Origin of the sequence: Dictyoglomus thermophilum H-6-12, from assembly GCF_000020965.1 — a bacterium.
Lineage (GTDB): Bacteria > Dictyoglomota > Dictyoglomia > Dictyoglomales > Dictyoglomaceae > Dictyoglomus > Dictyoglomus thermophilum.
In genome coordinates this window covers 1,659,136-1,681,697 of sequence record NC_011297.1, presented here as the reverse complement: position 1 = coordinate 1,681,697, position 22,562 = coordinate 1,659,136, and the positions used below count along the sequence as shown (strand labels likewise).

The 22,562-nt window shown below is 33.6% G+C and carries 22 protein-coding genes; 16 read left to right on the top strand and 6 right to left on the bottom strand.

What is annotated here, in order from left to right; all coding sequences use genetic code 11:
* Nucleotide 1: 1 nt before the first annotated feature.
* Genes rgy through DICTH_RS08320 form a run of 3 tightly spaced genes read left to right on the top strand, consistent with a single transcriptional unit; the run spans nucleotide 2 to nucleotide 5,436 of the window.
* Nucleotides 2–3,376: a reverse gyrase gene (gene rgy, locus DICTH_RS08330; protein WP_012547331.1), complete on the top strand. Its 3,375-nt coding sequence runs from the start codon at nucleotides 2–4 to the stop codon at nucleotides 3,374–3,376.
* Complete coding sequence (locus tag DICTH_RS08325; RefSeq protein ID WP_012548567.1) at nucleotides 3,357–4,691, top strand: Mur ligase family protein; 1,335 nt, start codon at nucleotides 3,357–3,359, stop codon at nucleotides 4,689–4,691. The genes rgy and DICTH_RS08325 overlap by 20 nt, the downstream gene beginning before the upstream one ends.
* The gene (locus DICTH_RS08320) at nucleotides 4,681–5,436 is read left to right on the top strand and encodes a type 1 glutamine amidotransferase (protein ID WP_012548571.1); all 756 of its coding nucleotides are present in this window, start codon (nucleotides 4,681–4,683) and stop codon (nucleotides 5,434–5,436) included. The genes DICTH_RS08325 and DICTH_RS08320 overlap by 11 nt, the downstream gene beginning before the upstream one ends.
* Before the next feature lie 7 nt (nucleotides 5,437–5,443).
* On the opposite strand, the gene DICTH_RS08315 is transcribed toward DICTH_RS08320, so the two are convergent.
* Entirely contained in the window at nucleotides 5,444–5,860 is a 417-nt protein-coding gene (locus DICTH_RS08315; RefSeq protein ID WP_012547491.1) for a ferritin-like domain-containing protein, read from the bottom strand.
* Between the two features lie 170 nt (nucleotides 5,861–6,030).
* On the opposite strand from DICTH_RS08315, the gene DICTH_RS10420 reads away from it, so the two are divergent.
* From DICTH_RS10420 to DICTH_RS10140, 6 genes are all read left to right on the top strand, one after another.
* Nucleotides 6,031–6,129: an ATP-binding cassette domain-containing protein gene (locus DICTH_RS10420; RefSeq protein WP_201763761.1), complete on the top strand. Its 99-nt coding sequence runs from the start codon at nucleotides 6,031–6,033 to the stop codon at nucleotides 6,127–6,129.
* Between the two features lie 59 nt (nucleotides 6,130–6,188).
* The gene (locus tag DICTH_RS10155) at nucleotides 6,189–6,518 is read left to right on the top strand and encodes an ATP-binding cassette domain-containing protein (protein WP_012548351.1); all 330 of its coding nucleotides are present in this window, start codon (nucleotides 6,189–6,191) and stop codon (nucleotides 6,516–6,518) included.
* A gap of 66 nt (nucleotides 6,519–6,584) precedes the next feature.
* A complete protein-coding gene (locus tag DICTH_RS10150; protein WP_012547260.1) occupies nucleotides 6,585–6,866 on the top strand; it encodes a hypothetical protein in 282 nt (93 codons plus the stop codon).
* Nucleotides 6,863–7,501, top strand: a complete 639-nt coding sequence (locus tag DICTH_RS08305; RefSeq protein WP_012546951.1) for a hypothetical protein — start codon at nucleotides 6,863–6,865, stop codon at nucleotides 7,499–7,501. The genes DICTH_RS10150 and DICTH_RS08305 overlap by 4 nt, the downstream gene beginning before the upstream one ends.
* A 241-nt stretch (nucleotides 7,502–7,742) precedes the next feature.
* Nucleotides 7,743–7,976, top strand: coding sequence for a hypothetical protein (locus tag DICTH_RS10145; RefSeq protein ID WP_012548033.1), 234 nt, complete (start codon nucleotides 7,743–7,745; stop codon nucleotides 7,974–7,976).
* Nucleotides 7,969–8,280 carry a hypothetical protein gene (locus DICTH_RS10140; protein WP_041723324.1) on the top strand — a complete coding sequence of 104 codons (312 nt, stop codon included), beginning with the start codon at nucleotides 7,969–7,971 and terminating at the stop codon, nucleotides 8,278–8,280. The genes DICTH_RS10145 and DICTH_RS10140 overlap by 8 nt, the downstream gene beginning before the upstream one ends.
* A 144-nt stretch (nucleotides 8,281–8,424) precedes the next feature.
* Here DICTH_RS10140 and nifU read toward each other — a convergent pair whose 3' ends face one another.
* The 3 genes from nifU to DICTH_RS08280 all read right to left on the bottom strand — a co-directional run bounded on the left by nifU (nucleotide 8,425) and on the right by DICTH_RS08280 (nucleotide 11,397).
* The gene (nifU, locus tag DICTH_RS08290; RefSeq protein WP_012548297.1) at nucleotides 8,425–8,799 is read right to left on the bottom strand and encodes a Fe-S cluster assembly scaffold protein NifU; all 375 of its coding nucleotides are present in this window, start codon (nucleotides 8,797–8,799) and stop codon (nucleotides 8,425–8,427) included.
* On the bottom strand, nucleotides 8,792–9,985 hold the full coding sequence (nifS, locus tag DICTH_RS08285) for a cysteine desulfurase NifS (protein WP_012548295.1): 1,194 nt from the start codon (nucleotides 9,983–9,985) through the stop codon (nucleotides 8,792–8,794). The genes nifU and nifS overlap by 8 nt, the downstream gene beginning before the upstream one ends.
* A 152-nt stretch (nucleotides 9,986–10,137) precedes the next feature.
* Nucleotides 10,138–11,397, bottom strand: a complete 1,260-nt coding sequence (locus DICTH_RS08280; protein ID WP_012547576.1) for an alkaline phosphatase family protein — start codon at nucleotides 11,395–11,397, stop codon at nucleotides 10,138–10,140.
* 158 nt (nucleotides 11,398–11,555) lie between these two features.
* Between DICTH_RS08280 and DICTH_RS08275 the strand changes: the two genes are divergently transcribed.
* The 5 genes from DICTH_RS08275 (at nucleotide 11,556) to hflC (ending at nucleotide 17,802) form a co-directional block, all read left to right on the top strand.
* Complete coding sequence (locus DICTH_RS08275) at nucleotides 11,556–13,229, top strand: diguanylate cyclase (protein WP_012548424.1); 1,674 nt, start codon at nucleotides 11,556–11,558, stop codon at nucleotides 13,227–13,229.
* A gap of 92 nt (nucleotides 13,230–13,321) precedes the next feature.
* Nucleotides 13,322–15,376: a PEGA domain-containing protein gene (locus tag DICTH_RS08270; protein ID WP_012547266.1), complete on the top strand. Its 2,055-nt coding sequence runs from the start codon at nucleotides 13,322–13,324 to the stop codon at nucleotides 15,374–15,376.
* Between the two features lie 45 nt (nucleotides 15,377–15,421).
* Nucleotides 15,422–15,958 carry a TFIIB-type zinc ribbon-containing protein gene (locus DICTH_RS08265; RefSeq protein ID WP_012547116.1) on the top strand — a complete coding sequence of 179 codons (537 nt, stop codon included), beginning with the start codon at nucleotides 15,422–15,424 and terminating at the stop codon, nucleotides 15,956–15,958.
* 12 nt (nucleotides 15,959–15,970) lie between these two features.
* Nucleotides 15,971–16,960 carry an FtsH protease activity modulator HflK gene (hflK, locus tag DICTH_RS08260; protein WP_012547942.1) on the top strand — a complete coding sequence of 330 codons (990 nt, stop codon included), beginning with the start codon at nucleotides 15,971–15,973 and terminating at the stop codon, nucleotides 16,958–16,960.
* On the top strand, nucleotides 16,957–17,802 hold the full coding sequence (hflC, locus tag DICTH_RS08255) for a protease modulator HflC (RefSeq protein WP_012548568.1): 846 nt from the start codon (nucleotides 16,957–16,959) through the stop codon (nucleotides 17,800–17,802). Before hflK ends, hflC begins: the two co-directional genes overlap by 4 nt.
* A gap of 7 nt (nucleotides 17,803–17,809) precedes the next feature.
* On the opposite strand, the gene dnaA is transcribed toward hflC, so the two are convergent.
* Complete coding sequence (dnaA, locus tag DICTH_RS08250) at nucleotides 17,810–19,135, bottom strand: chromosomal replication initiator protein DnaA (RefSeq protein ID WP_012547485.1); 1,326 nt, start codon at nucleotides 19,133–19,135, stop codon at nucleotides 17,810–17,812.
* Between the two features lie 148 nt (nucleotides 19,136–19,283).
* Between dnaA and DICTH_RS08245 the strand changes: the two genes are divergently transcribed.
* Nucleotides 19,284–19,961 (top strand): Crp/Fnr family transcriptional regulator, encoded by a 678-nt coding sequence (locus tag DICTH_RS08245; protein ID WP_012547596.1) that lies wholly within the window; start codon nucleotides 19,284–19,286, stop codon nucleotides 19,959–19,961.
* 8 nt (nucleotides 19,962–19,969) lie between these two features.
* The gene (locus DICTH_RS08240) at nucleotides 19,970–20,881 is read left to right on the top strand and encodes an RluA family pseudouridine synthase (protein WP_012547183.1); all 912 of its coding nucleotides are present in this window, start codon (nucleotides 19,970–19,972) and stop codon (nucleotides 20,879–20,881) included.
* Here the strand turns inward: DICTH_RS08240 and DICTH_RS08235 are convergent.
* A complete protein-coding gene (locus tag DICTH_RS08235) occupies nucleotides 20,855–22,561 on the bottom strand; it encodes an Rqc2 family fibronectin-binding protein (RefSeq protein ID WP_012548434.1) in 1,707 nt (568 codons plus the stop codon). The genes DICTH_RS08240 and DICTH_RS08235 overlap by 27 nt on opposite strands.
* Between the last annotated feature and the right edge of the window lies 1 nt (nucleotide 22,562).

The following is a 22,562-nucleotide window of genomic DNA, read 5'->3' as shown; positions in this document are numbered from 1 at the left end:
CTTGATAGAAGCGATATTTAAGGGCCTTTGTCCTAACTGTGGTGGAGATATAACTGCAGAAAGGCTTCTTGCGGGACTTCTCTGTGAGAAATGTCTTCCTGAGAAGGTTCCGCAAGAAGCCTTATGTAATCATATTAAAGAACAAGATTATGATTTATGCACTCTAAGGAAAAGATATAGTGAGTGGGAAAAAATCTTTCGAAATTTTGTTGGATTTGAACCTTGGGAACTTCAAAAATTTTGGGCTAAAAAGCTTCTCCTTGGAAGATCCTTTGCTCTTTTGGCTCCTACTGGTATAGGTAAAACATCGTGGGGACTTGCCACATCTTTATATTTTGCTGAAAAAGGTAAGAAGTCTTATATTATACTTCCTACAAGACTTCTTATTCTTCAAAGTTATGAAAAATTAAAAGGTAAGATAAGAGAGAAGGATCTTCTGGTATTTGGTCTTGATGAGAATAAGAAGGAAAAAGAAGAGAAGAGGGAAAGATTACAAGAGGGGGATTTTAAGATATTGATCACCTCCTCCATGTTCCTTTATAAGAATGTGGATGCTATTCCGAGAGATTTTGCTTTTATTTTTGTAGATGATGTGGATTCATTTTTGAAGACTGCTAAGAATATTGACAAGGCGCTTTATCTTTTAGGTTTTAGCGAGGAAGATATAAACTTTACTATGAGCTATATACGAATGAGGAGGAATGGTGGAGATCAAGAAAATATTAAAGAAGTACAGGAGAAGGTAAGGGAAATAGCTAAAAAGGCAAGAGGAGTTATGGTGGTCTCTTCTGCCACCAGTAATCCTAAATCAGAAAGGATAAGATTATTTAAAGAACTTCTTTCTTTTGATGTAGGCAGACCTATATTTTATTTGAGAAATGTGGAAGATGTTTATGAGGAAACCAATGATCTTAACAAAACTCTTGTGGAGAGAGTTAAAAGGTTTGGAAAGGGAGGGCTTGTTTTTCTATCATCGGATTTTGGAAAAGAGTATGTAGATGATATTAAAAATTTACTTATAAGTGAGGGAATCACTGCGGAAAGTTATGATAATTTAACCCCTGAGGTCCTTGAAAAATATCAAAAGGGTGAAATCTCCGTTCTTATAGGTATATCTTCTTATAGAAATCCTCTTGCACGGGGATTAGATTTACCAGAGGTTATTAGATATGCCATTTTTTATGGTGTTCCTAAGATTGTTGTAAATCTTGATATTGAGGGAAATGTAAGGCATCTTCTTGTAGCTCTTGCCTCTATAAGGCCTCTTATTGCAAGGGATAAGAATTTGGAAAAACATATAGCTAACGTTGATAGGTGGATGAAAAATCTAAAAAAATACTCTGCCGTGTTGAATCCTCCCAAGGACAAAGTAGACGAATTAAGAAACACTATAAAAGCTTTCATTCTCTCGCCAGAGATCTATGAGAAGATTAAAAGTGCCGATGATATTGCTATTAGAGAGGAGAATGGAAAGTGGATTCTTGTAGTCTCTGATATCACAGGATATCTACAGGCGTCGGGTAGGACATCAAGACTTTACGTGGGTGGAATCTCAAAGGGTTTGAGCTATATTCTTGTGGATGATAGAAAGGTCTTTAATAACTTGGTAAGAAAAAGTAGATGGTGGTTTAGTACTGATATTGTTTTCAAAGAGGCAAGTACTGTAGATATTGATGATATCTTTAGACAGATTGATGAGGATAGGGAGAGAATAAGGAGAAAAGAAGGAAGAAGAGATGATTTCCTTAAACCTGTTCTTGTTATTGTAGAGTCTCCTCATAAGGCTTGGACTATTGCAAATTTCTTTGGAAGACCTATTTCAAGGAATGTAAATGGTCAAGAACTTTTTGAGGTAATTACAGAGGATAAATATTTAGTTATAACTGCATCCTTTGGACATATCTTGGATTTGAATAAAGAGATAGGTTATTTTGGTGTTATTGAAAATGGAAAATTTGTACCCGTGTATGAACCTATAGAAGAGAAAGAAAGGATCATATCGGGTATAAGGGATGCTAGTAAGGAATTTGATATGATACTTGTGGCAACTGATCCTGATACTGAAGGAGAGAAGATCTCTTGGGATCTTAAAAATTTATGTGCTCCATTTACTAAAGAGATAAGGAGAATGGAGTTTCATGAGGTTACAAAAAAGGCAATACTTAACTCTTTGAAGGAATCAAGAGATGTGGACGAAAATCTTGTTAAAGCTCAGGTAGTAAGAAGGATATCTGATAGGTGGGTAGGTTTTGAATTATCACAGCTTATTCAAAGAATATTCTCTAAAAATTATCTTTCTGCTGGAAGAGTTCAAACCCCTGTTTTAGGATGGGTTATTGAAAGAGCAAAAGAGAATAAGAAAAGGATATATATTGTAGTAATAAGAAAAGATGGTCTCGATTTGAGATTTGATTTTGAGAATAAGGACGAGGCGCAAGATTTTTATAACAATCTTAAATATATTCAAATAATTAAGGATGCTGAGAAGATTGAAGAGAAAGGTCCTCTTCCTCCTTACACTACCGATGCTATATTGAAGGATGCTTCTGATAGATTTAAACTTTCGGTCTCAAGGACAATGGAAGTTTTACAGGAACTTTTTGAGAGAGGATTTATTACCTATCATCGTACTGATTCTACAAGGGTCTCAGATACAGGAATAAATTTAGCAAGGGAGTATATAAGTGAACAATTTGGAGAGGAGTATTTCAGAGGAAGAACATGGGGTGAAGGTGGAGCTCACGAGTGTATTAGACCTACAAGGGTCTTAGATGTGGAAGACATAAAGGCTATGATATATTCAGGAGAGTTGGAAGGTTTTACTCCTGATCATTTGAAGATTTATGACCTTATCTTTAAGAGATTTATTGCCTCTCAAATGAGAAATGTAGTTTTGAAAGGTTATGAAGTGGTTGTTAAAGCTCTTGATAAGGAACAAAGATTGGAATTATACGAAGAGATTCTTCAAGATGGTTTCGATAAGATCTTTCCTGTAAAACTTACAAGGCTTCCTGATGGGGAAATAGATGTGATTAATAATAAATTCTTTTACAGTATTCCTAAAGTACCTTTGTTTACTCAAGGTTCTCTTGTGGAAGAGATGAAGAAACGTGGTCTTGGAAGACCATCTACTTATGCTACTATTGTGAGTAGACTCCTTGAGAGAGGATATGTTATAGAGAAGAATGGATATCTTATACCTACTCCTTTAGGAGAAAAGGTTTATCAATATCTTAATTCTGATCAAGAAAGATTTCGTTTTGTGAGAGAGGATTTTACTAGAGAACTTGAAGAGCTAATGGATAAAGTTGAAACTGGAGAAAAGGATTATCAGGCGATACTTAGAAGTTTGAGAAATGAACTTAAGAAGGTTTAGGTTTTATACTGCTTTATACGCAGGGAAATTAGTATATTATTTGATGAAAATTCTAAATCTTGATGCTACAACCTTCCCTGGTAAAGTTGCCTTAAATATATACCCTGACTTTTTGAAGGAAATTTCTTCAAAAATAAAAACGAGAATTTTAGTTACAGGCACAAACGGTAAAACTACCACTAACAATCTAATAAATTATGTGATCAAAAGAAAAGGATATAGGGTAATAGGAAATTTGGAAGGAGCAAATTTAAAAAGCGGAATTGCAACTTCCTATGTTAAGAATTCTGGAATTTTTGATTTTGCAACTTTTGAGGTGGACGAAGGAATTTTTCCCTATGTTTATGAAGATTTGTCTCCTCATTATGTGGTAATTACCAATTTTTTTAGAGATCAGCTTGATCGTTATGGAGAGATTGATATTACTGTAAATAAGATACTAAATTGCTTAAAAGAAAATACTATACTTGTTTTAAATGCTGATGATCCTTTTGTGGCAAGATTTTCAAAACTCCCTAATAAAAAATTCTTCTTTGGAATTGGCACAAAAATAAGAGAAGGAGTAGAAGAAATAAAAGAGAGTATATATTGCCCTATTTGTGGTAGAAAGTTAAACTATGATTTTTTTAATTATTCCCAGTTAGGAAAATATAGTTGTAAATGTGGTTTTAAAAATCCTGATTATGATTTTTATATTTCCTCCGCAATCTTTAACAAGGAATGGAATACAGAGATCTTTGAGAAAGGTGAAAAATATAATCTTACCTTTAAATATCCTGGAGTATACAATCTTTATAATGTCCTTTCTGCCTATTCTCTTCTGAGAGTTCTTAATTTTGATCCTTTAGAGATTTCTAAATTTATTTCAGAATTTGAATTTAGATTAGGTAGGCTTGAGAAATTCATTTATAAAGGATTTGAAAGAATATTAGTGCTTGTTAAGAATCCTGCTGGATATAATCAGGTTTTGGACACTATTAAAGATGATAAAGAAAATAAGGTTCTTCTTCTCATATTAAATGATAATATAGCTGATGGAAGGGATGTGTCATGGATTTGGGATGTGGATTTTGAGAAGATAAAAGATTTGGGTGAAATACAAAAGATTGTAGTTTCTGGAACAAGAGGAGAGGATCTTCTTGTAAGATTGAAATATGCAGAAGTACCATTAGAAAAAGTCCATCTTGAAAGAGATTTAAAGAAAGCCATTGATTATTCTATTTCTTTTCCTTATAAAACCTATATTCTTCCTACTTATACTGCCCTTTTTAGAAGTAGAAAAATTTTAATGAGGAAGGTTAAAAATGGAGCTTAAGATATATCATATGTATCCTGACCTTCTGAATTTATATGGGGATAGGGGAAATATCATTGTTCTTGAGAGAAGATCAAGATGGAGAGGTATAAGGGTAGAAGTTGTAAACTTTACAAGAGAAGAGGAGAGAAGTTTAGAGGATGCAGATATAATATTCCTTGGGGGTGGATCTGATAGGGAACAAGAACTGCTTTATTCTCATCTTTCTAAGTTCAAGAATCTTTTAAAAGAGCTAGTTGAGGCTGGAGTTTTTGTGCTTGCTGTTTGTGGAGGATATCAGCTTTTAGGTAAATACTATATTGATGCTTATGGTAATAAGATTGAGGGACTGTCTATATTAGACTTTTATACAAAGGCAGAAAAGGGAAGATTGATAGGTAATATCTTGGTAGAGACTAACTTACCTATTGGATTGAAAACTATTGTGGGATTTGAAAATCATGGAGGAAGAACTTACCATGACTATACCCCTCTGGGAAAGGTTATAAGAGGATTTGGAAATAATGGTAAGGATAATAAAGAGGGTTTAATTTATAAAAATGTTATTGGTACCTATTTACATGGACCTCTTCTTTCTAAAAATCCTCATCTTGCAGACTACATTATTAATAAGGCCCTTGAAAGAAAGTATAAAAAAGAAATTAGCTTAGCTCCTTTAAAGGATTATGAAGAAATTCTCGCCCATGAAAGGGTAAAAGATAAGATTTTAAAAGAGGGAAAGCCTAAGATAGGGCTTTCCCTCTAATTGAGATTTACTTTTCTAACAAACTTGTAAAGGTATCGTGATGTTCTTCCTCATCCTTTAATATGTCTTCAAAGATCTTTGCGGTAGTAATATCTCCTTCTTCTCTTGCTTTTTGTATAATCTTCTTATAAAGCTCAATTGCATTTTGTTCGTCTTTTACATCTTGTTCTAACATCTCTTTTAGGTTTTCTCCTACGAATATAGGGGATGGTTTTGTGGTAGGAATACCACCAAGATAGAATAGTCTTTCAGCAATGATTTCTGCATGTTTCATTTCCTGAATTGCAATTTGCTTAAGCTCATCTTTTACTGCAAAGTGTTCAGTTCCTTTCCATTGAACATGTTGCCACATATATTGAATGGAAACCTGCATCTCTCTCGCAATAGCATCATTTAATAGATCCAAAAGTTCTTTTGAGGCCATGTTAAATCACCCCTTTCACTTTAATTTATTACTATTATAACTTTTTAAGCTCTAAATTACAAATTTATGGGGTATAATATCTAAGAAAATTTTCGACAAAAAAGGAAAAAACTTGTGGAAGCCTTGAAAGATGTTAATTTACAAATCACAAAAGGGCAAATATTTGGTATTTGGGGAAAAATGGAGCAGGTAAAACTACCCTAATAAGAATTCTAACCATCCTTTTACTGTCTACTAGAGGTAAAGCTTTTGTTCTTGGCTTGATGTAGAGAAGGAATTTAATAAGATAAGACCTAAAATAAACTTGTTTTAGGGGAAAATCCAGGCTATGGAATACTTTACTGCTCGTGAAAATCTCTTCTTTTTCTCTCAGCTTTATGGCATTAGTCTTAAAGAGGCAAGAAAAAAGATTGAGTTTTATATAAAGGAGTTTAGTCTTTCTGGCAGGGCCGAAAGTCTTCTTAATACTCTTTCTACAGGTGAGAAGCAAAGATTACAACTAATAGGAGGATTAATAAATGATCCCAAAGTACTTTTCCTCGAGGAGCCCATAGTAGGTCTAGATGTAGGATCTGCAAGACTTATAAGAAATTATATGAAAGAATGGATAAAGGATGGTAATCGAACCGTAATACTTACTACTCATTATCTTTCATAGGCAGAAGAACTTTGCAAATATATTGCAATTATTGATAAAGGGAGAATTCTTGCCCTGGATACTCCCATGGTATTAAAGTCTAAGGTTCAGGATGAAATAGTTTATGAGATTGAAGTTTCCTATACTTCTGAATTAGATTTTCATAATATAGATGGTGTTAAACTCTTAGAAAAAAGGGTTTTAGATGGAAAAGTTTATTTGAAGTTCTCTTTAATAGAGGAAAATTTAATAAGTAAAGTTCTCAATTATATCACTGAAAGGGGAAAAAAGATTCTATTTTTGAGAAGGAAAGAGCCCTCTTTAGAAGATGCTTTTACAAAGATCGTAGGGGAGGGGAATAGAGGATGAGGATTAATTTAATCTTAAATTGGAGGGCAATGCTTGCAAGAGCTCAAGTCAGAATAATAGGTATTAAGAGGGATCTTTTTTGGATTCCTTTTGGTGTTATTCTTCCTCTCCTTGGAGTGAGTACTTTCATATTTATTTATAAATCCCTTAATGTACCTGAGTTTGCGTATGGTTTTGTTATTCTTGGTGGAGCAATGATTGCCTATTGGCTTAATATTTTGTGGGCTATGGCCTCTCAACTTTGTTGGGAGAGGATGACAGGAAATCTTCCCCATATTTTTCATCGCACCTTGTTCTATAAGCAGTATTCTTGTAGGTATGGCTCTTGGAGGTATGGTGGCTACATCAGTGAGGGCTGTCTCTATTATTATTGGTGTATTAGTTTTAAAATACCAATAAATTTCAATAATATTTGGATCTCTCTTTGTCTTCTTAATAACATTGGTAGCCCTTTATGGTCTTGGCATGATGCTCTCAAGTGTTTTTCTACTTTCAGAGAGAGGCTTGGCATCTTGCAAGTCTTCTTCAAGAACCTATCTATCTTTTCTCTGGTTTTTTCCCGTAAGGGTTTTTCCATTTATTGTAGCCCTTTTTGTCTTCTTTACTTCTCACTACTTTGGGGCTTGATGCTTTGAGACAAACTTTGATTTTAGAGAATAAGCTTTTTGCTTTTTTAACCTTATAGTTAGAGGTAAGTATACTTATTTTATTATCTGTAGTTTATATAATTGCTTCCTTCTATCTTGTTAAGAGGTTAGAGACTATAGCAAGGAAATAGGGAAGATTAATTATAAGATGGCAGTAGTAAGAAGGTTTTGAGCTCTTGGGGTTTTGGGATGGAAGATATGGACTAATTAGACTGAGTGGTACTGGTTTTTGCTTTATAGTTTTGTTAGGCCTCTTTTTATATTGGGAATTTTGTTTTTAGTAGTTTATTTCGTAAAGGATAACGAGGCTATAGGTTATTTTTATTTTATACTTGCTGGGAATCTTCTCTTTTATATTTTGAGGGGCACAAGTTCTGGAATAGTTTGGAGAATCTTTGATGATAGGAATTTTTATGAGATGTTAATTCCTATATATGTTGCTCTAGGGAATTTTTTTGTTTAAGATAATGGCTAGATCCTTCGAAGTAGGATTTTCAGAGATTTTTAGTATTATTTTCTTCTGTATATCTTTTTATTTCTTCTTGCTGGAATTGGTTTTGGACTCTTCTTGGCATTTTTTTCTATTTATGGGAGAAGGAGCTAACTACTTGATTGAGGGGACAGTTTCTGCCCTTCAACTTATTTCAGGTGTATCTTTTTATCCTTATCTTTTTCCTGATTTTTTAAAATTTCTTGCTTTTATCTTTTCTCTACCTTATAGAGGGTGGAAGAAGATCAATGGGCTTAAAATCTCTCTTTTCAAGTGAAATTTCTTCGGGAGGACTTTTGATTATAGTATTTTTACTACTTTTTTGAGTTTAATTTTAGGTATAACCATCTTTAGCCTGGCAGAAAAATCTCAAAAATGAAGGGAACCTTTATGAGAAAAGCAAACTATTAGCAAGACATCCTTATTTATTTTTTTGTTTGTTAAGGTAATCTTCAATAGCTGCTTTAATTGCTTCTTCAGCTAATACTGAACAATGTAGCTTATTAGGGGGAAGGCCATCTAAAGCCTCTGTAACAGCTTTATTTGTAATTTTTAAAGCCTCTTCTATGGTTTTACCCTTTATCATTTCTGTTGCTATCGAACTTGTAGCAATGGCTGCGCCACACCCTAATGTTTTAAATTTTACATCAACTATTACTCCATTTTCTATTTTAAGATACATCTTCATTACATCTCCACACTTAGGGTTACCAACCTGGGCTACCCCATCTGCATTTTCAATCTCACCAACATTTCGTGGATTCATAAAATGCTCTAATACTTTTTCACTATACATCTTTATTACCCTCCTTTTTTACGCTTTCATAAAGTGGACTCATTTCCCTCAATTTTGAGACAATTTCAGGTAAAACTTCTAATAGATAGTCTATATCTTCTTCAGTATTATCCTCCCCTAAGGTGATTCTTAAGGATCCATGAGCCACCTCAGGCTCAAGCCCAATGGCTAATAGAACGTGAGAAGGCTCTAACGATCCTGATGTACATGCGGATCCGCTTGAGGCTGCAATCCCTTTTGTATCAAGTAGTAAAAGTAAACTTTCTCCCTCAACAAATTCAAATGAAAAATTAGCATTGTTAGGTAATCTTTGATATCTATCTCCATTGAGTCGAACATAATCAATTTTACTTAAGACTCCATCTATAAGTTTGTCTCTCAATTTTTGAAGTTTTGAAGCATACTCATTAAGATTTTTATTTGCAATTTCTATGGCTTTGCCAAGGCCAACAATTCCTGCTACATTCTCTGTTCCAGCTCTCTTGTTTCTCTCTTGAGCTCCTCCTTGTAAGAAGGGATGAATTCTTGTACCCTTTCTAATATAAAGTGCACCTACGCCCTTGGGGCCGTAGAACTTGTGCGCAGAAAGGGATAGAAGATCGATACCTAAATCTTTTACATTAATAGGAATTTGTCCGACTGCTTGAACAGCATCTGTATGGATAATTATTTCTCTTTCTTTTGCTATTTTAGCTATCTCCTTTATAGGTTGAATTGTCCCGATTTCGTTATTTGCAAGCATAACAGAAATTAAAATAGTATCTTCTCTTATAGCTTCCTTTATCTTGTTAGGGTCAACAATGCCATTTGGTTCTACAGGTACATAAGTTACTTCAAATCCTATCTTCTCAAGATACTTAAGAGGATTTAAAACTGCATGGTGCTCAATAGTAGTTGTTATGATGTGCCTGCCTTTATCTCTATTGGCAAGAGCAGTTCCCTTTAGCGCCCAATTGTCTGATTCTGTGCCTCCAGAGGTAAAGTAAATCTCTTCAATGTCCGCATTTAAAGCTTTTGCCACTCTTTCTCTTGCGAGTTCTATAGCTTTTTTTGCCTCTCTTCCCAGTTTATAAATTGTTGAAGGATTACCATATTGTTCCGTTAAATATGGAATCATCTCTTCAAGAACTTCTTTTTTTATAGGAGTTGTTGCTGCATGGTCAAAATAAATAATCTTTTCTTTCATATATATCACCTCAATTTATTTTTTAAATTCCTACTCTTTTAGTCGAATTTTTGTTTATGATAACACTTTAAACTCTCTTTTGTCAAGGAAGAATAAGAGGGTTGGTATAGAGTACAAAAACCAACCCTCTTTTTTATTCTATTTACTTTTATTTAGCCTTTTGCTATCTTTACAAGGAGAGGCATAAGCTCTGTTCCTTTGATTTTTCCTATACTACCTTTACTGCATGCACTCTCCCCAAAGTAATCCAGACCATCAGGAGTGATTCCATCGGTTATTATCATTAATGGAACAGGATCCTCAGAGTGAGATTTAAGCATACAAGGAGTAGCATGATCTGCAGTAACAGCCATTACTACTTTTGAAAAGTCAAGTTTTGGAAGGAGAGTTTCAAAGAAGATTGAGTCAATATCTTCTATACTTTTAATTTTTTTCTCATAATTGCCATCATGTCCAGGCACATCAGGCCCTTTTAAGTGGGCATATACTCCATCATAATGTTCTAAAGCATATAGGACTTTTTCTGCCCAAAGTTTATAATCGGTTGAGTCTTCAATAGGTACTTCCTTCATTCCAGTAAGAAGAGCTATACCTCTTTCTACAGGCATTTCTACAATGCTTCCAAAGTTAAGACCATATAGTTCTTGTAAAGTTGGAACTTTGGGTAGAGAATCACCAGCATCTCTTAATAGGATAATATTTGCAGGTTTTTTACCTTCTGCCTTTCTTTTCTTATTAATTTCAGAATTTTTAAGCACTTCAAAGGCTTTCATTACAAATTCATTAGTAAGTCTTGCAGCCTCTTTTGCTTCTTCAGAATCATCAAGAGGTACGCATTTTTGTACCTCTGAGGGTGGATTTGGTATGGCTATACTATAAGGTCCATGTCTCTTATATCCAGGATCTATATTTTCCACATTGGCAGAAAGTTTACCTTTTTTGCTTCTAATGACCAGGACTCCTCTGTGTCCTACAGTGGCCTTGAATATAAATTCTGCATCATCAAGTTTTACTTTTTGATTAACTTCTTCTGCTAAGGCCTTTGCTTCTTCAGTAGATAAGTTTCTTCCTGCTCTACGATCAAGGATTTTTAAGGTTTCCTCATCTACAGTTGCAAAGTTTGCTCTCCATGCAAGATCTCCATCCCTTACTTCAATATCTGCTCCATGAGCTTCTAAGGGGCCTCTACCAGTGTAGTATTTATCTACATCGTAGCCAAGAATACTTAGTACTGCTGCGTCAGATTCTGGAGCAATATTGGGACCTATAGGATACATAAGACCAAGTTTTGCCTTTTTAGCTAAACGATCCATATTAGGAGTGTTGGCTACTTCTAATTCTGTTTTTCCATTGAGTTTAGGGTCAGGAGTTCCACCTAAACCATCAAGAACTACATATAGAATTTTTTTCATCAGAATCCTCCTTTCTTTTTAGAAGCTTCAATTCATTATAAGTAAATTTTATCATGGAAACATATTAAAAATAGATTAAAAAGTGCTTGAAATTTGTTTTATATTTATGGTAAATTAAACTTAATGTTTTAGTATAGATATCAGGGGGAAAGGAAGGAATGGATTTCTTTCAGTGGGTAAAGTCGAAGGATTTATTTTTATCTTGGATTTCTAACGAATTAGATTATCCTGTATTTTTTACGGACGATAAACTTAGGTTGATTTTTTATAATAAAAGCTTTGAGAGTTTCTTTAATCTTAGAAATCAAAAGGTTACCAATAGGTTGTTATTTGAGATTCTACCCCAATTAAATGAGAAGGCTATTTACTACTCAAAAGCTTTAAAAGGTGAGAAGATTGTTCTTGATGAGGATTTTGAGGAGATAAAAATTACACCTGTAAGTTCAGAAGGCAGGGTTATAGGAACAGTAACGGAAATTCTTAATAAGACAGAAGATATTATTTTCCAAAATATTTTTAGTCTAATAAAGAGTTTCAATAAGAAGGATACTAAGGAGTTAGAAAAGGAGATATTCAAGTCTATTTTGAAGACTTTTAAGGCAAAATTTGGCTGTGTCGCTCTTATTGACAATGGTAATCTGAATATTAGACATTGTTCTGAACCTATAGAGGTGGAGTTAAGGAAAGAAGACGATAGGTATCCTTTTTATCACGTTATAAACAAAGAGAAGATTTTGTATTACCCAGACATGCGAAAAACCAATGTAAGAAGTGTTACTCTTAAAACTCTTTCCGCCATTGCTATTCCTTTAAAAAAGAGTAATTCTTTATTTGGAGTACTTCTCTTAGAGTTTAAGGAAAGAGATCCTCTTGATGATAAACTTATCTCCTATCTTGAGGGTTTTTCAAGCTATCTATCTGGGATAATTTTTGAGAATATTTTGTGGGAAAATTACAAAGAATTAGAAGATCGCTATAGACTGCTGGCTGAGCAATCCCTTATAGGAGTTTTCATTTCTCAAGAGGATAAGATGGTGTATGTAAATCCTCAGCTTGTAGAGATTCTTGGTTATCCTTTTCAATTAGATAGTATTATGGATTTCTTAAAGATTATCTCAGAAGAGGATAAAGGAAAATTCTTGCATAGGATTCGTGTTCTTAAGGAGAGAAAATTAGACTATATCATTGATGAGTTTAAGGGCATAAGAAAGATAGATGGTAAGGAAGTATATTTTGAGCTTTGTGCAGTAAACACATTGTACAAGGGAAAGCCTGCTATTCTTGGAACCATATTAGATATTACCTATAGAAAGCAATTGGAGGAAGAACTTAAGAAAATCTCTAACACTGATTCTCTTACTGGACTTTATAATAGAAGGGGCTTTATTACCCTTGCTGAACATACCATGAGTCTTGCTAAGAGATTGAGAAAGAATTTAATTCTTATTTTTATTGACCTTGATAATATGAAATGGATAAATGATAATTTAGGACATAATGTGGGAGATCTGGCTCTAAAAGAAACTGCAGATATATTGAAAAAGACTTTTAGAGAAAATGATTTGATTGCAAGGATCGGAGGTGACGAATTTGTAGTTCTTGGAGTTGTCGAAAAAGAAGAGGATAAAAATGAAGTTTTAAATAGATTAAGAGCTAAGGTAGAAGCTTCAAATGAGAGAAAGGATAGGAATTTTAAGTTGTCTTTGAGTATTGGCACAGTTTTCCATACTCCTGACTCTAATTATAGTATAGAAGAGCTTTTAGAGATAGCAGATAAGCTAATGTATGAGGAAAAAAAGAAGAAAAAACAGGCAGGGATAAATAATTTTTAGTTTTTTAATTTTTGTGACTTAGATCACTTTTTCCTCTTATTTTTACTGGTATAATCTGTTAGCAGAAATACATTAAGGGAGGGATAGGGAATATGAAGAGACTTTTTTCTTTAATTCTTCTCATTTTTATTTTAATGATGTTGAGTGTTAATTTTGCTCAGGAGAAGATACAGATTCAACCTGAGAAAGATTGGGAGAAAATTATTATAGTTCCTAATCCTGAGCCTATTTTAAAATTGGATCTTTGGTTAAATAAACCCCAAGGAAGTGTGTATAAGGTTGGAGAAGACTTGATAATTTATGCAAGAGCAAATGATGATGTTTACTTATATATATTTGATATTACTCCTGATGGTCAATTTAAATTGATATTCCCTAATTCTTATTCTAAAGATAACTTTATTAAAAAGGATAAAGTTTATACTTTTCCTGATAAGCCCACCTACAAATTTAAGGTAACTCCGCCTTTTGGCAAAGAGTACATAGTGGGAATAATAACTAAGAAGCCAATTGAGATATTTCCTGGCAAAAGATTTGAAAACTTGGCTCCTGGAAGTGTCATAGAGAAAAAAGTAGAAGTAGCTCTTGATAATATACAAAAAACTTTGAAGAGAGAAGAAGGTAAAACATGGGCACAGAGTGTGACCTTTTTCTATGTACAGGAGGCTCAAGTCAGATCGAGTATTAAAATTTCTTCCAATCCCCCTGGTGCAAGTGTTTATTTAGATAATGATTATCAGGGTACCACTCCAATTACTTTAATGCTTCTTCCTGGAAATTATAGGATTACCTTAAAGAAGGAAGGATACTTAGATTATTCTACCAATATAGTAGTGCAAGAAGGAAGAGATAGAGAGTATAATTTTACTCTACAACCTGCCTACGGAAATTTGAGGATAGAGACAGATCCAAGAGGAGCTTCTGTATATCTTGATGGAAGTTATAAGGGATTGACTCCTTTGATTTTGTATAACATTCCTGCAAAAACTTATCAATTAAGGATTGTATATCCAGGTTATCAAGAGAGGGTAGAAACAATAAGGGTAGAGCCCAATAAAACTACATACCTTTCTTACTCTTTAATACCTCTTTATGGTTCTTTAAGTATAAACTCAATTCCACAAGGTGCTGAAGTTTATTTGAATGGAGTCTATAGAGGAAAGACTCCTCTTGTAATTAATAATATTAATCCAGGAAGATATCAAATTCAATTAAGACTAAAGGGTTATAAAGATTATGTGGGTTTTGTTGATGTTTATTCAGGACAAATTTCAACTTACAATTTCACGTTGGTACCTCTTTTAGCTACTTTAAATGTTTTCTCAACACCTTCAGGTGCAGATGTTTACATAAATGGAGTATATAAAGGAAAAACTCCATTGTCCGTAAGTGATCTTTCCGCAGGGTCTTACAATGTAAGGGTTACTCTTTCGGGTTATGAAGATTATTATGAAACAGTTTACCTTGAATCTGGTGATGTAAAACAACTAAATGTTACTCTCAAGCCTATATCTTCTGAGATTAATATAGATTCTCAACCAAGAGGTGCAAGGGTTTATATTGATGGTAAATATCAAGGTACAACGCCAATTACTTTGTATTTAAGGGAAGGAAGGTATACATTGACTCTCTCTTTGGAAGGCTATAACGATCTTACTACTGAAATTGTGGTGAAACCAAGGGATAAAGCAAGTTATATGTTTACTCTTGTGCCTATAGTAGTGACAAAGACTTATTACCTTAACTTTACAAAAGGTGGTTATGATGGGAATTTAATAGTAGTAAGGGCTGAAAATGTTTTTATGGATAAAGAAGGTAAAGAATATGCTCTTGTAATAAGATCTTCTGGAGTTTTTGAAGTTAAGGTTCCTTCTCCTTTTAATTTCAAAGATGTAATCCTAAAAATAAACCTATTCTTTGAAAGAGATGAAAAGAAAAAGTCTGAAATATATCCTAGTCTTGTAATTCTTGTAAATGGTAAAAATATTACACTGCCTATCAGTTTTGAAGATAAAGATTACGTTATTGCAAAATGGAATATAGGAGATTTCTTTGATCCAAATAAAGAGAATGTTATCACTATAAGGGTCTTGTCTGAAGCTCAGAATAATGTTAGAGTAAAGGAAATAGTTGTGGAAGGAAGGTAAGAAAATGGGGAGGGAGAGAACAACTCTCCCTCCCCTTTGACGAAGATGAAGGTTTGTCCTTGTTGTGGCAATTTGTTAATTCCTAAAAAAGTTCTTGCCCACTATGGGAGATATATAGAAGTAGATCAGTGTGAAAACTGCGGTGGGATATGGTTTGATAAATATGAACTTTATTCTCTCAATCCTGACGAGGTTGAAAAATTCTCAATTGAAAAGGGTGTAAATTCCTCTTGTCAGCCCTCTTATTGTCCTAATGATAAAAATCTACTGAGACTATTAAAGGATCCTATTATACCTAAGGATGTGATTATTTATTATTGTGATCAGTGTTTTGGAATGTGGCTTCCTTTCGATTCATTGAAGAGATATAAGGAGTATCAAAAGACTAGAATACAAAAATTTAAGGAGGAAAATAGAGGCGAACTTCCTAAGGATCTTGAAAAAAAGATTGAAATTCTTTTGAAAAAGGGAGAGGAAGATTTAAAGGAACAGAATGATTTGGAGTTTGAATATAAAATGTCTCAGTTTGTATCTATAGTACTTTTAATTTTAAGAATCTTGTCTTATTTTATTAAAAAGTAAGAGGTGAATCTTATGCAGAATTTTCCTGATTTTCAATTTCCAAAAAATAATTTATCTGTAAAGACAATTCTTTCTATAATTGCTGTGATCTTTCTAATAGTTGTTTTATTTTCAAGCTTTTATTTTGTAGGACCTGCGGAGATAGGGGTAGTAAAGAGATTTGGAAAGATTGTGGGTACTTACGATCCTGGGATTCATTGGAAGATTCCTTTTGTAGACCAGGTTGTTAAAGTAGATGTTTCAGCTATAAGGAGGCTTGAAATTGGTTTTCGTACTATAACTTTAGGTCCACCTCCAAGATACCAAGATGTGGAGGAAGAATCTCTTCTTCTAACAAAGGATGGAAAAATTGTGGATTTAGATTTTGTGGTTCAGTACCAGATAGCTAATCCTATATTTTATTTGAGTAATGTTAAAGGAGAGGATAGGCTTCTTCGTGATCTTGCTCAAGCCTCTATGAGACAGGTTGTAGGTGGTTATGAATTTGATGAGATCTTGACAGTTTCTAAGGAAGAGATTCAAAATAATGTAAAAACACTTTTGCAGAATTTGTTAAATAATAACAATTTTGGTATAAAAATAGTAAACGTACAGCTTCAGGATGTGATTCCTCCAGAAGCTGTTCAGCCAGCCTTCCAAGATGTTATAAATGCAAAATCAGAAAAGGATAAACTTATTCTTGAGGCTCAAGCGTATTATAACCAGATTGTTCCAGAAGCAGAAGGTCAAGCGGCTAAGATCATTGCTGAAGCAGAAGCTTATATGAATGAACAAATAGAGAGGGCAAAAGGTGATGCTCAGAGGTTTAAAGTTTTGCTGGAAAAGTATAAAAGTTCTCCCTCTCTTATAAAGACAAAGCTTTATTTAGAAGCTATGGAAATGATACTTCCAAAGACAAAGATTATAATAATTGATGATCCTAAAGGTTCTATGAAAATATATAATCTTCCATCAGAACTTTTTACAAACACCACAACTTTTTCTGAGGGGGATAAAAAATGAAGTATATATCTTTAGGAATAGTTATTTTTATAATTGTTTTTGTGCTCCTTTTTTCTGTCTTCGTAGTTGATGTTACAAAACAAGCTGTAATTCTTGAATTTGGAAAGCCAGTTAGAGTTGTGAAAGATCCTGGCCTTTATTTTAAAAAGCCTTTTGTAGAGGAAGTAATATTTTTTGAAAAAAGAATATTAGAGTATGATTCAGAACCCACCATAGTGGTCACTAAGGATAAGAAGTCTATGATTCTTGACTCTTTTGCACTCTTTAGAATTAATGATCCAATACTGTTTCTTAAGACCGTAAGAAATGAGATAGGAGCTCAGGCAAGACTTGATGATATTATTTATAGTGAAATGAGAAGGGTAGTGGGACAATATGATTTTGATGATATAGTTTCTAAGAAGAGGGAAGAAGTTTTTGAAGAGATTACAACCTCATCAAGAGAAAAGGCTAGAGAGCTTGGTATTGAGATAAGTACTGTTAGGATGAAAAGAGTAAGTGTTCCTGCAGAGAATTTGAAAAAGATTTATGATTCTATGATTGCGGAAAGGCAAAGACAGGCTGCACTATATAGGGCAGAGGGACAAAGAGAAGCTCAGAGAATAAAATCAGAGGCAGAAAAGAAAAAAGTGATTATTCTTTCAGAGGCCTATAGAAGAGCTCAAGAAATGAAGGGAAGAGGAGAAGCAGAAGCGAGTAGAATACTTCAAACTGCGTTATCGTCAGATCCTGAGTTTTATCAATTCTTAAAAACTTTAGACCTTTACAAGAGTACTCTTCCTGGAAATGTTCTGATAATTACTCCTGATTCTGAGCTTTTCCGATATTTAAGGAAAAAATAAGTTTTATTTATGGATTGGAATTTCTTAGGCGGTTTTGGATATCTTGAATAGCCTTTTTAATAGAAAGGTCTGTCTGGTATAGTTCTTGGATCTTTTCATAGGCATGAAGCACCGTAGTATGATCTCTTCCTCCTAATTCTTCTCCAATTTTAGGGAGGGAAAGATCAGTTAAGGTTCTTGCAAGATACATTGCTATTTGTCTTGGGATAGCTATCTCTTGAGATCTTCCCTTTCCTTTTAATTGCTCAATGCTGATATTAAAGTACTCAGAAACAGCTTGAAGTATGTTTTGCATAGTTATATTCTTTATTTGTGGCTGAATGATATCTTTAAGCACTGTTTTGGCAAGTTCAAGATTTATGGGCATATTATTTAAAGAGGCAAAGGCTATGGTTCTTATTAAAGCTCCTTCTAATTCACGAATGTTTGATTGAATTTGTGAGGCTATAAACTCAATAACTTCATCGGGCACTTTAGCTTTCTCTGCTTCGGCTTTTTTCTTCAATATAGCTATCCTAGTTTCCAAATCAGGGGGTTGAATGTCGGCAATTAAACCCCATTCAAAACGTGATCTTAACCTATCCTCTAAGGTAGGAATCTCTTTTGGAACTCTATCGCTAGTAAGAACTATCTGTTTTCCAGCCTCATAAAGGGCATTGAAGGTATAGAAGAATTCTTCTTGTGTTCTCTCTTTTCCTGCTAAAAATTGAATATCATCTATCAAAAGCACATCTATATTTCTATATCTGTTTCTAAACTTAGTCATTCCGTCTTCTTTTATAGCATCAATAAGCTCTACGGTAAACTTTTCCATGGAAGCATAAACAACTCTTGCTTTTGGATATTTTTCTTGTATAGAGTGTCCAATGGCATGGATAAGGTGAGTTTTGCCTAAACCAACGCCTCCATATATGAGAAGAGGATTATAGGCCTTACCGGGATTTTGGCTTACAGCTAAGGCAGCTGCATGAGCAAACCTATTGCTATCTCCTACTACGAAGGTATCGAAAGTGTATTTAGGGTTTAGGTTATTATAAGAGGTAGAAAGGTACTCAACTTTTTTTTCCTCAGGGATATTATCTTCTTTTTCTTCAGCAAGTATTTCTACCTTAAAATCTTTTTGAGTTACCTTTCTTATTACTTCTTCAATAAGGGGAAGATAATATTCTTCCAACCAATCTTTTGAAAATTTATTTGGTGTTTGAAGTACTATTTTACCCCCCTCAAGGGTGAGGGGTTTGAGGGTTTTTATCCATGTTTCAAAACCAGGCCTACTAATTTCTAGCGAAAGATAAGAAAGAGCTTCTTCCCAAATGCTTTTTATGTCTTCCATTGTACAAATCTCCAAAAAAGTTTTTGATTTAAGACAAAAATAATTTTATCAGATAGGATATCTTATTACAATTAAAATTTTCGTTGCTGAATTTTTCAAGATCAGGTTATAATCTTGCTTAGAATCCATGACAAAAAGGAGAGAAAAAATGGAAGTGAAAAAGTTTTTAAAAAATGTTCCCCTTTTTGAAGATTTTTCTGATGATGAATTAGAAAAGCTTTTGCTTATATGTAAGGAAAAAAGTTATCCTAAGGATTCAATTATATTTCAGAAAGAGGATCCAGGGAATTTCTTTTTTCTTATATGTTCTGGTAGAGTCAAAGTGATTATTGAAACTGAGGAGGGAAAAGAAGGAATTCTTGCCATCTTATATCCTACTGAGTTTTTTGGAGAGATGTCTCTTCTTGATGGTGAGCCCAGATCTGCCACTGTGGTAGCTTTGGAAGAGACAAATGTAATTATTATCGAAAGGAATGAATTTTTGAGTCTTCTATATAAGCATCCAGAACTTGCTTTAAAAATTTTAAAAACCTTATCTTTAAGGCTCAGAAAAGCAAATAGACAAATAGAAACCCTTATGTTTTTAGATGCTTCGGGTAGAATAGCAAGATTGCTAATTGATATTGCTAGAGATAGAGGAAAAAAAGTAGATGAGGGAGTTTTAATTGATCTTGAGTTTACAAGGCAGGAATTGGGTAACTTAATTGGAGTTTCTCGAGAAACTACTATAAGAATATTAAAGAGTTTTGAAGAGGAAGGTATTCTCTCTATTGAGAGAAATCATATAATAATCAAGGATATAAAGGAGTTAGAAAGAAGGGTATAGCCTCTTTTATGGAGAAAGAAAGGTATGAAATTTTGGTTGAAGATGGTGGAGAAAGGATTGATAAATATCTTTCACAAAAAATTTCTTTATCCCGTTCCCAAATTCAAGATCTTATAGATAAGGGTCTAATCAAGGTTAACGAAAAGGAGGTAAAGAGCAGTTATAAAGTGAAAGTAGGGGACAAGATTGAAGTTATTGTTCCTCCTCCTGAGGAGACTGAGATTAAGCCTCAGGATATTCCTATAGAGATAGTATATGAAGATGATGATATAGTGATAATTAATAAACCAAAGGGTATGGTAGTCCATCCAGCTCATGGGCATTACAATGATACCCTTGTTAATGCTCTTCTTTACAGGATAAAAGATCTTTCAGGAATAGGTGGAGAAATAAGGCCAGGGATTGTGCACAGACTTGACAAAGATACTACAGGGCTTTTGATAATTGCTAAAAATGATGTTTCTCATCAGAGACTCTCGGAACAGCTAAAAAATAGGATTTTAAAAAGGACTTATTGGGCTATATGCGAAGGTGAAATTCCTTGGGAGGAAAAAAGAGTAGAGGCACCTTTGGGAAGGCATCCAATAGATCGAAAGAGGATGGCCATTGTGCCTTATGGAAAGTTAGCAATAACAAATTTTAAGGTTTTAGAGAGATTTAAAGGTTATACCTTGATTTCTGCAGATCTTGAAACAGGTAGAACTCATCAAATAAGAGTTCATATATCTCATTTGGGATTCCCCATATTGGGTGATGAAGTCTATGGTAGGATAGACAAAAGATTTGGAGTAAGAGGTCAACTTTTACATGCTAAAAAAATCTCTTTTATACACCCAACAAAAAATGTACCTATGGAGTTTGAAATTGATCTTCCTGAGGAGTTTAAAAGGGTATTAAGTTTTTTGAGAGAGAAGAGTTAGCGCATCTTCTGGTTTAGCAAACATGGTTTTTTCATTCTTATATACTACAAATCCTGGTTTTGATTCTTTTGGTTTTGTTACGTATTTTCTTTTTGTATAATCTACTGGAACATAGCTTGAGTATTTGCCCTTACTGAAGTAGGCTGCAAGAGAGCAGGCTTCGTAAAGAGTGCTTTCAGGAACCTCCTGATTATTAGTTTTTATTATTACATGGGCTCCCGGTATTCCTCTGGCATGAAGCCATAAATCCTCTGGCTTTGCTATTTGAAAAGTTATTATTTCGTTTTGTCTGTTGTTTTTTCCTACATAGATTTCAAATCCATCGGAACTTATAAATTTCAGTAGTTCTGGTTTTTTTTCTCTTTTGTATATTATCTCTTTTCTCTCTTTTATATATCCTCCTTTTTCTAATTCTTCTTCTATCTCTCTCAACTCCGGAAAACTTTTGGAATTTTCTATAGAAAATTCAAGAGAATTTAAATAGTATAATTCTTCTTCTAACTTTTGTTTTTGCTCTTTCAAAATATTTATTCCTCTTTTTAGTTTTTTATATTTTTTAAAGTATTTTTGAGCGTTTTCAAAGGCTGAAAGACTAAGATCAAGTTCTATTTCTACCATCTCTTCAGGATTATAAGGATTGGGAAGTATTATCTTTTCAGTTCCTTTTTTTATTTGATCCTTGTTAAGTAGGAGTATTTCTCCTTTTATTCTTAGTTTTTCTGCTTCTTCCCCCTCCTTTATCTGCTCTTCAAATTCTCTTATTTTTTCTGTTACTTTTTCGATGTTTTCCTTTACTATCTCTAAAAGTCTCCTTTGCTGTTGTTCAAATAACGTTTTGTCAAAGGCGTAAGAGTATACATAGTCTACAGCTTTATATACTTTGTCAAATTCTTTTCTTTCAAAATTTTCATATTCTTTTAAAGGAAATAAACTAAAGGCAACAGGTTCTCCCTCGTGGATATATACTATGGGCGTTAGATCTTTTTTTATGATTTTCTCTTTTATTTCTAAGATCCTTTTTTTGATTTTTTCTTTATCGTTTTCTAAAAGAATGTCATTAACTAATTGAGGGTTCATATAAGTTAACTCTTTTAAAAGTAAGTCTTTGAGGGAGACCTCTTTACTTAAGATCTCATCTAATTTGTTTTCATCGATATCAGGGAGTGAGATCTTCTGAGTTTTAGGAGGATATATGTAGGGAACTCCAGGTAAAATTTCTCTAAATCTACTTACTTCGCTGGTTACATGCTTTATAGAGTCAATTATAATGTTAGCCTCATTTAGAAGTATTAGGTTGCTGTATTTCCCCATTAGTTCCAATATAAGTTTTTTATCTTCTTCGGGAAATCTCTTTATTTTAAGCTCTACTATTCTTTCCTGGGGTACTAAAGAATACTGAATTATACGTCCCCCTTCTAAATGTTTTCTAAGAAGCATGAGGAAAGAAGGGGGACGCGCAGGATAAGGAAATTCCTTTTTAGTAATTTGGATTCTATAAAGCTGTGGATGTACTGATAAAACTAACTTATACCTTCCTTGATCGACGGAAAATAATTCTAAAAATATATCAGTATTTCCTATCTGATATATTTTTTCTATGATAGAATTTAAAACTATATCTTTTGTCTCTTCATAGAAGAGCTCTAAAGTTAGTAAATCAAAGCTTAGTTTTAACTTCATG

Excerpts from the sequence above, each read along its gene's own strand:
- DICTH_RS08305 (WP_012546951.1), top strand. The coding sequence starts at position 6,863 with ATGAGGATTAATTTAATCTTAAATTGGAGGGCAATGCTTGCAAGAGCT.
- hflK (WP_012547942.1), top strand. The coding sequence starts at position 15,971 with ATGCAGAATTTTCCTGATTTTCAATTTCCAAAAAATAATTTATCTGTA.
- DICTH_RS08325 (WP_012548567.1), top strand. The coding sequence starts at position 3,357 with ATGAACTTAAGAAGGTTTAGGTTTTATACTGCTTTATACGCAGGGAAA.
- DICTH_RS08275 (WP_012548424.1), top strand. The coding sequence starts at position 11,556 with ATGGATTTCTTTCAGTGGGTAAAGTCGAAGGATTTATTTTTATCTTGG.
- hflC (WP_012548568.1), top strand. The coding sequence starts at position 16,957 with ATGAAGTATATATCTTTAGGAATAGTTATTTTTATAATTGTTTTTGTG.
- DICTH_RS08270 (WP_012547266.1), top strand. The coding sequence starts at position 13,322 with ATGAAGAGACTTTTTTCTTTAATTCTTCTCATTTTTATTTTAATGATG.
- DICTH_RS08245 (WP_012547596.1), top strand. The coding sequence starts at position 19,284 with ATGGAAGTGAAAAAGTTTTTAAAAAATGTTCCCCTTTTTGAAGATTTT.
- DICTH_RS08240 (WP_012547183.1), top strand. The coding sequence starts at position 19,970 with ATGGAGAAAGAAAGGTATGAAATTTTGGTTGAAGATGGTGGAGAAAGG.
- dnaA (WP_012547485.1), bottom strand. The coding sequence starts at position 19,135 with ATGGAAGACATAAAAAGCATTTGGGAAGAAGCTCTTTCTTATCTTTCG.
- DICTH_RS08320 (WP_012548571.1), top strand. The coding sequence starts at position 4,681 with ATGGAGCTTAAGATATATCATATGTATCCTGACCTTCTGAATTTATAT.
- DICTH_RS10150 (WP_012547260.1), top strand. The coding sequence starts at position 6,585 with ATGGTATTAAAGTCTAAGGTTCAGGATGAAATAGTTTATGAGATTGAA.
- DICTH_RS08265 (WP_012547116.1), top strand. The coding sequence starts at position 15,422 with ATGAAGGTTTGTCCTTGTTGTGGCAATTTGTTAATTCCTAAAAAAGTT.
- DICTH_RS08280 (WP_012547576.1), bottom strand. The coding sequence starts at position 11,397 with ATGAAAAAAATTCTATATGTAGTTCTTGATGGTTTAGGTGGAACTCCT.
- DICTH_RS08235 (WP_012548434.1), bottom strand. The coding sequence starts at position 22,561 with ATGAAGTTAAAACTAAGCTTTGATTTACTAACTTTAGAGCTCTTCTAT.
- nifS (WP_012548295.1), bottom strand. The coding sequence starts at position 9,985 with ATGAAAGAAAAGATTATTTATTTTGACCATGCAGCAACAACTCCTATA.
- DICTH_RS10155 (WP_012548351.1), top strand. The coding sequence starts at position 6,189 with ATGGAATACTTTACTGCTCGTGAAAATCTCTTCTTTTTCTCTCAGCTT.
- nifU (WP_012548297.1), bottom strand. The coding sequence starts at position 8,799 with ATGTATAGTGAAAAAGTATTAGAGCATTTTATGAATCCACGAAATGTT.
- DICTH_RS08315 (WP_012547491.1), bottom strand. The coding sequence starts at position 5,860 with ATGGCCTCAAAAGAACTTTTGGATCTATTAAATGATGCTATTGCGAGA.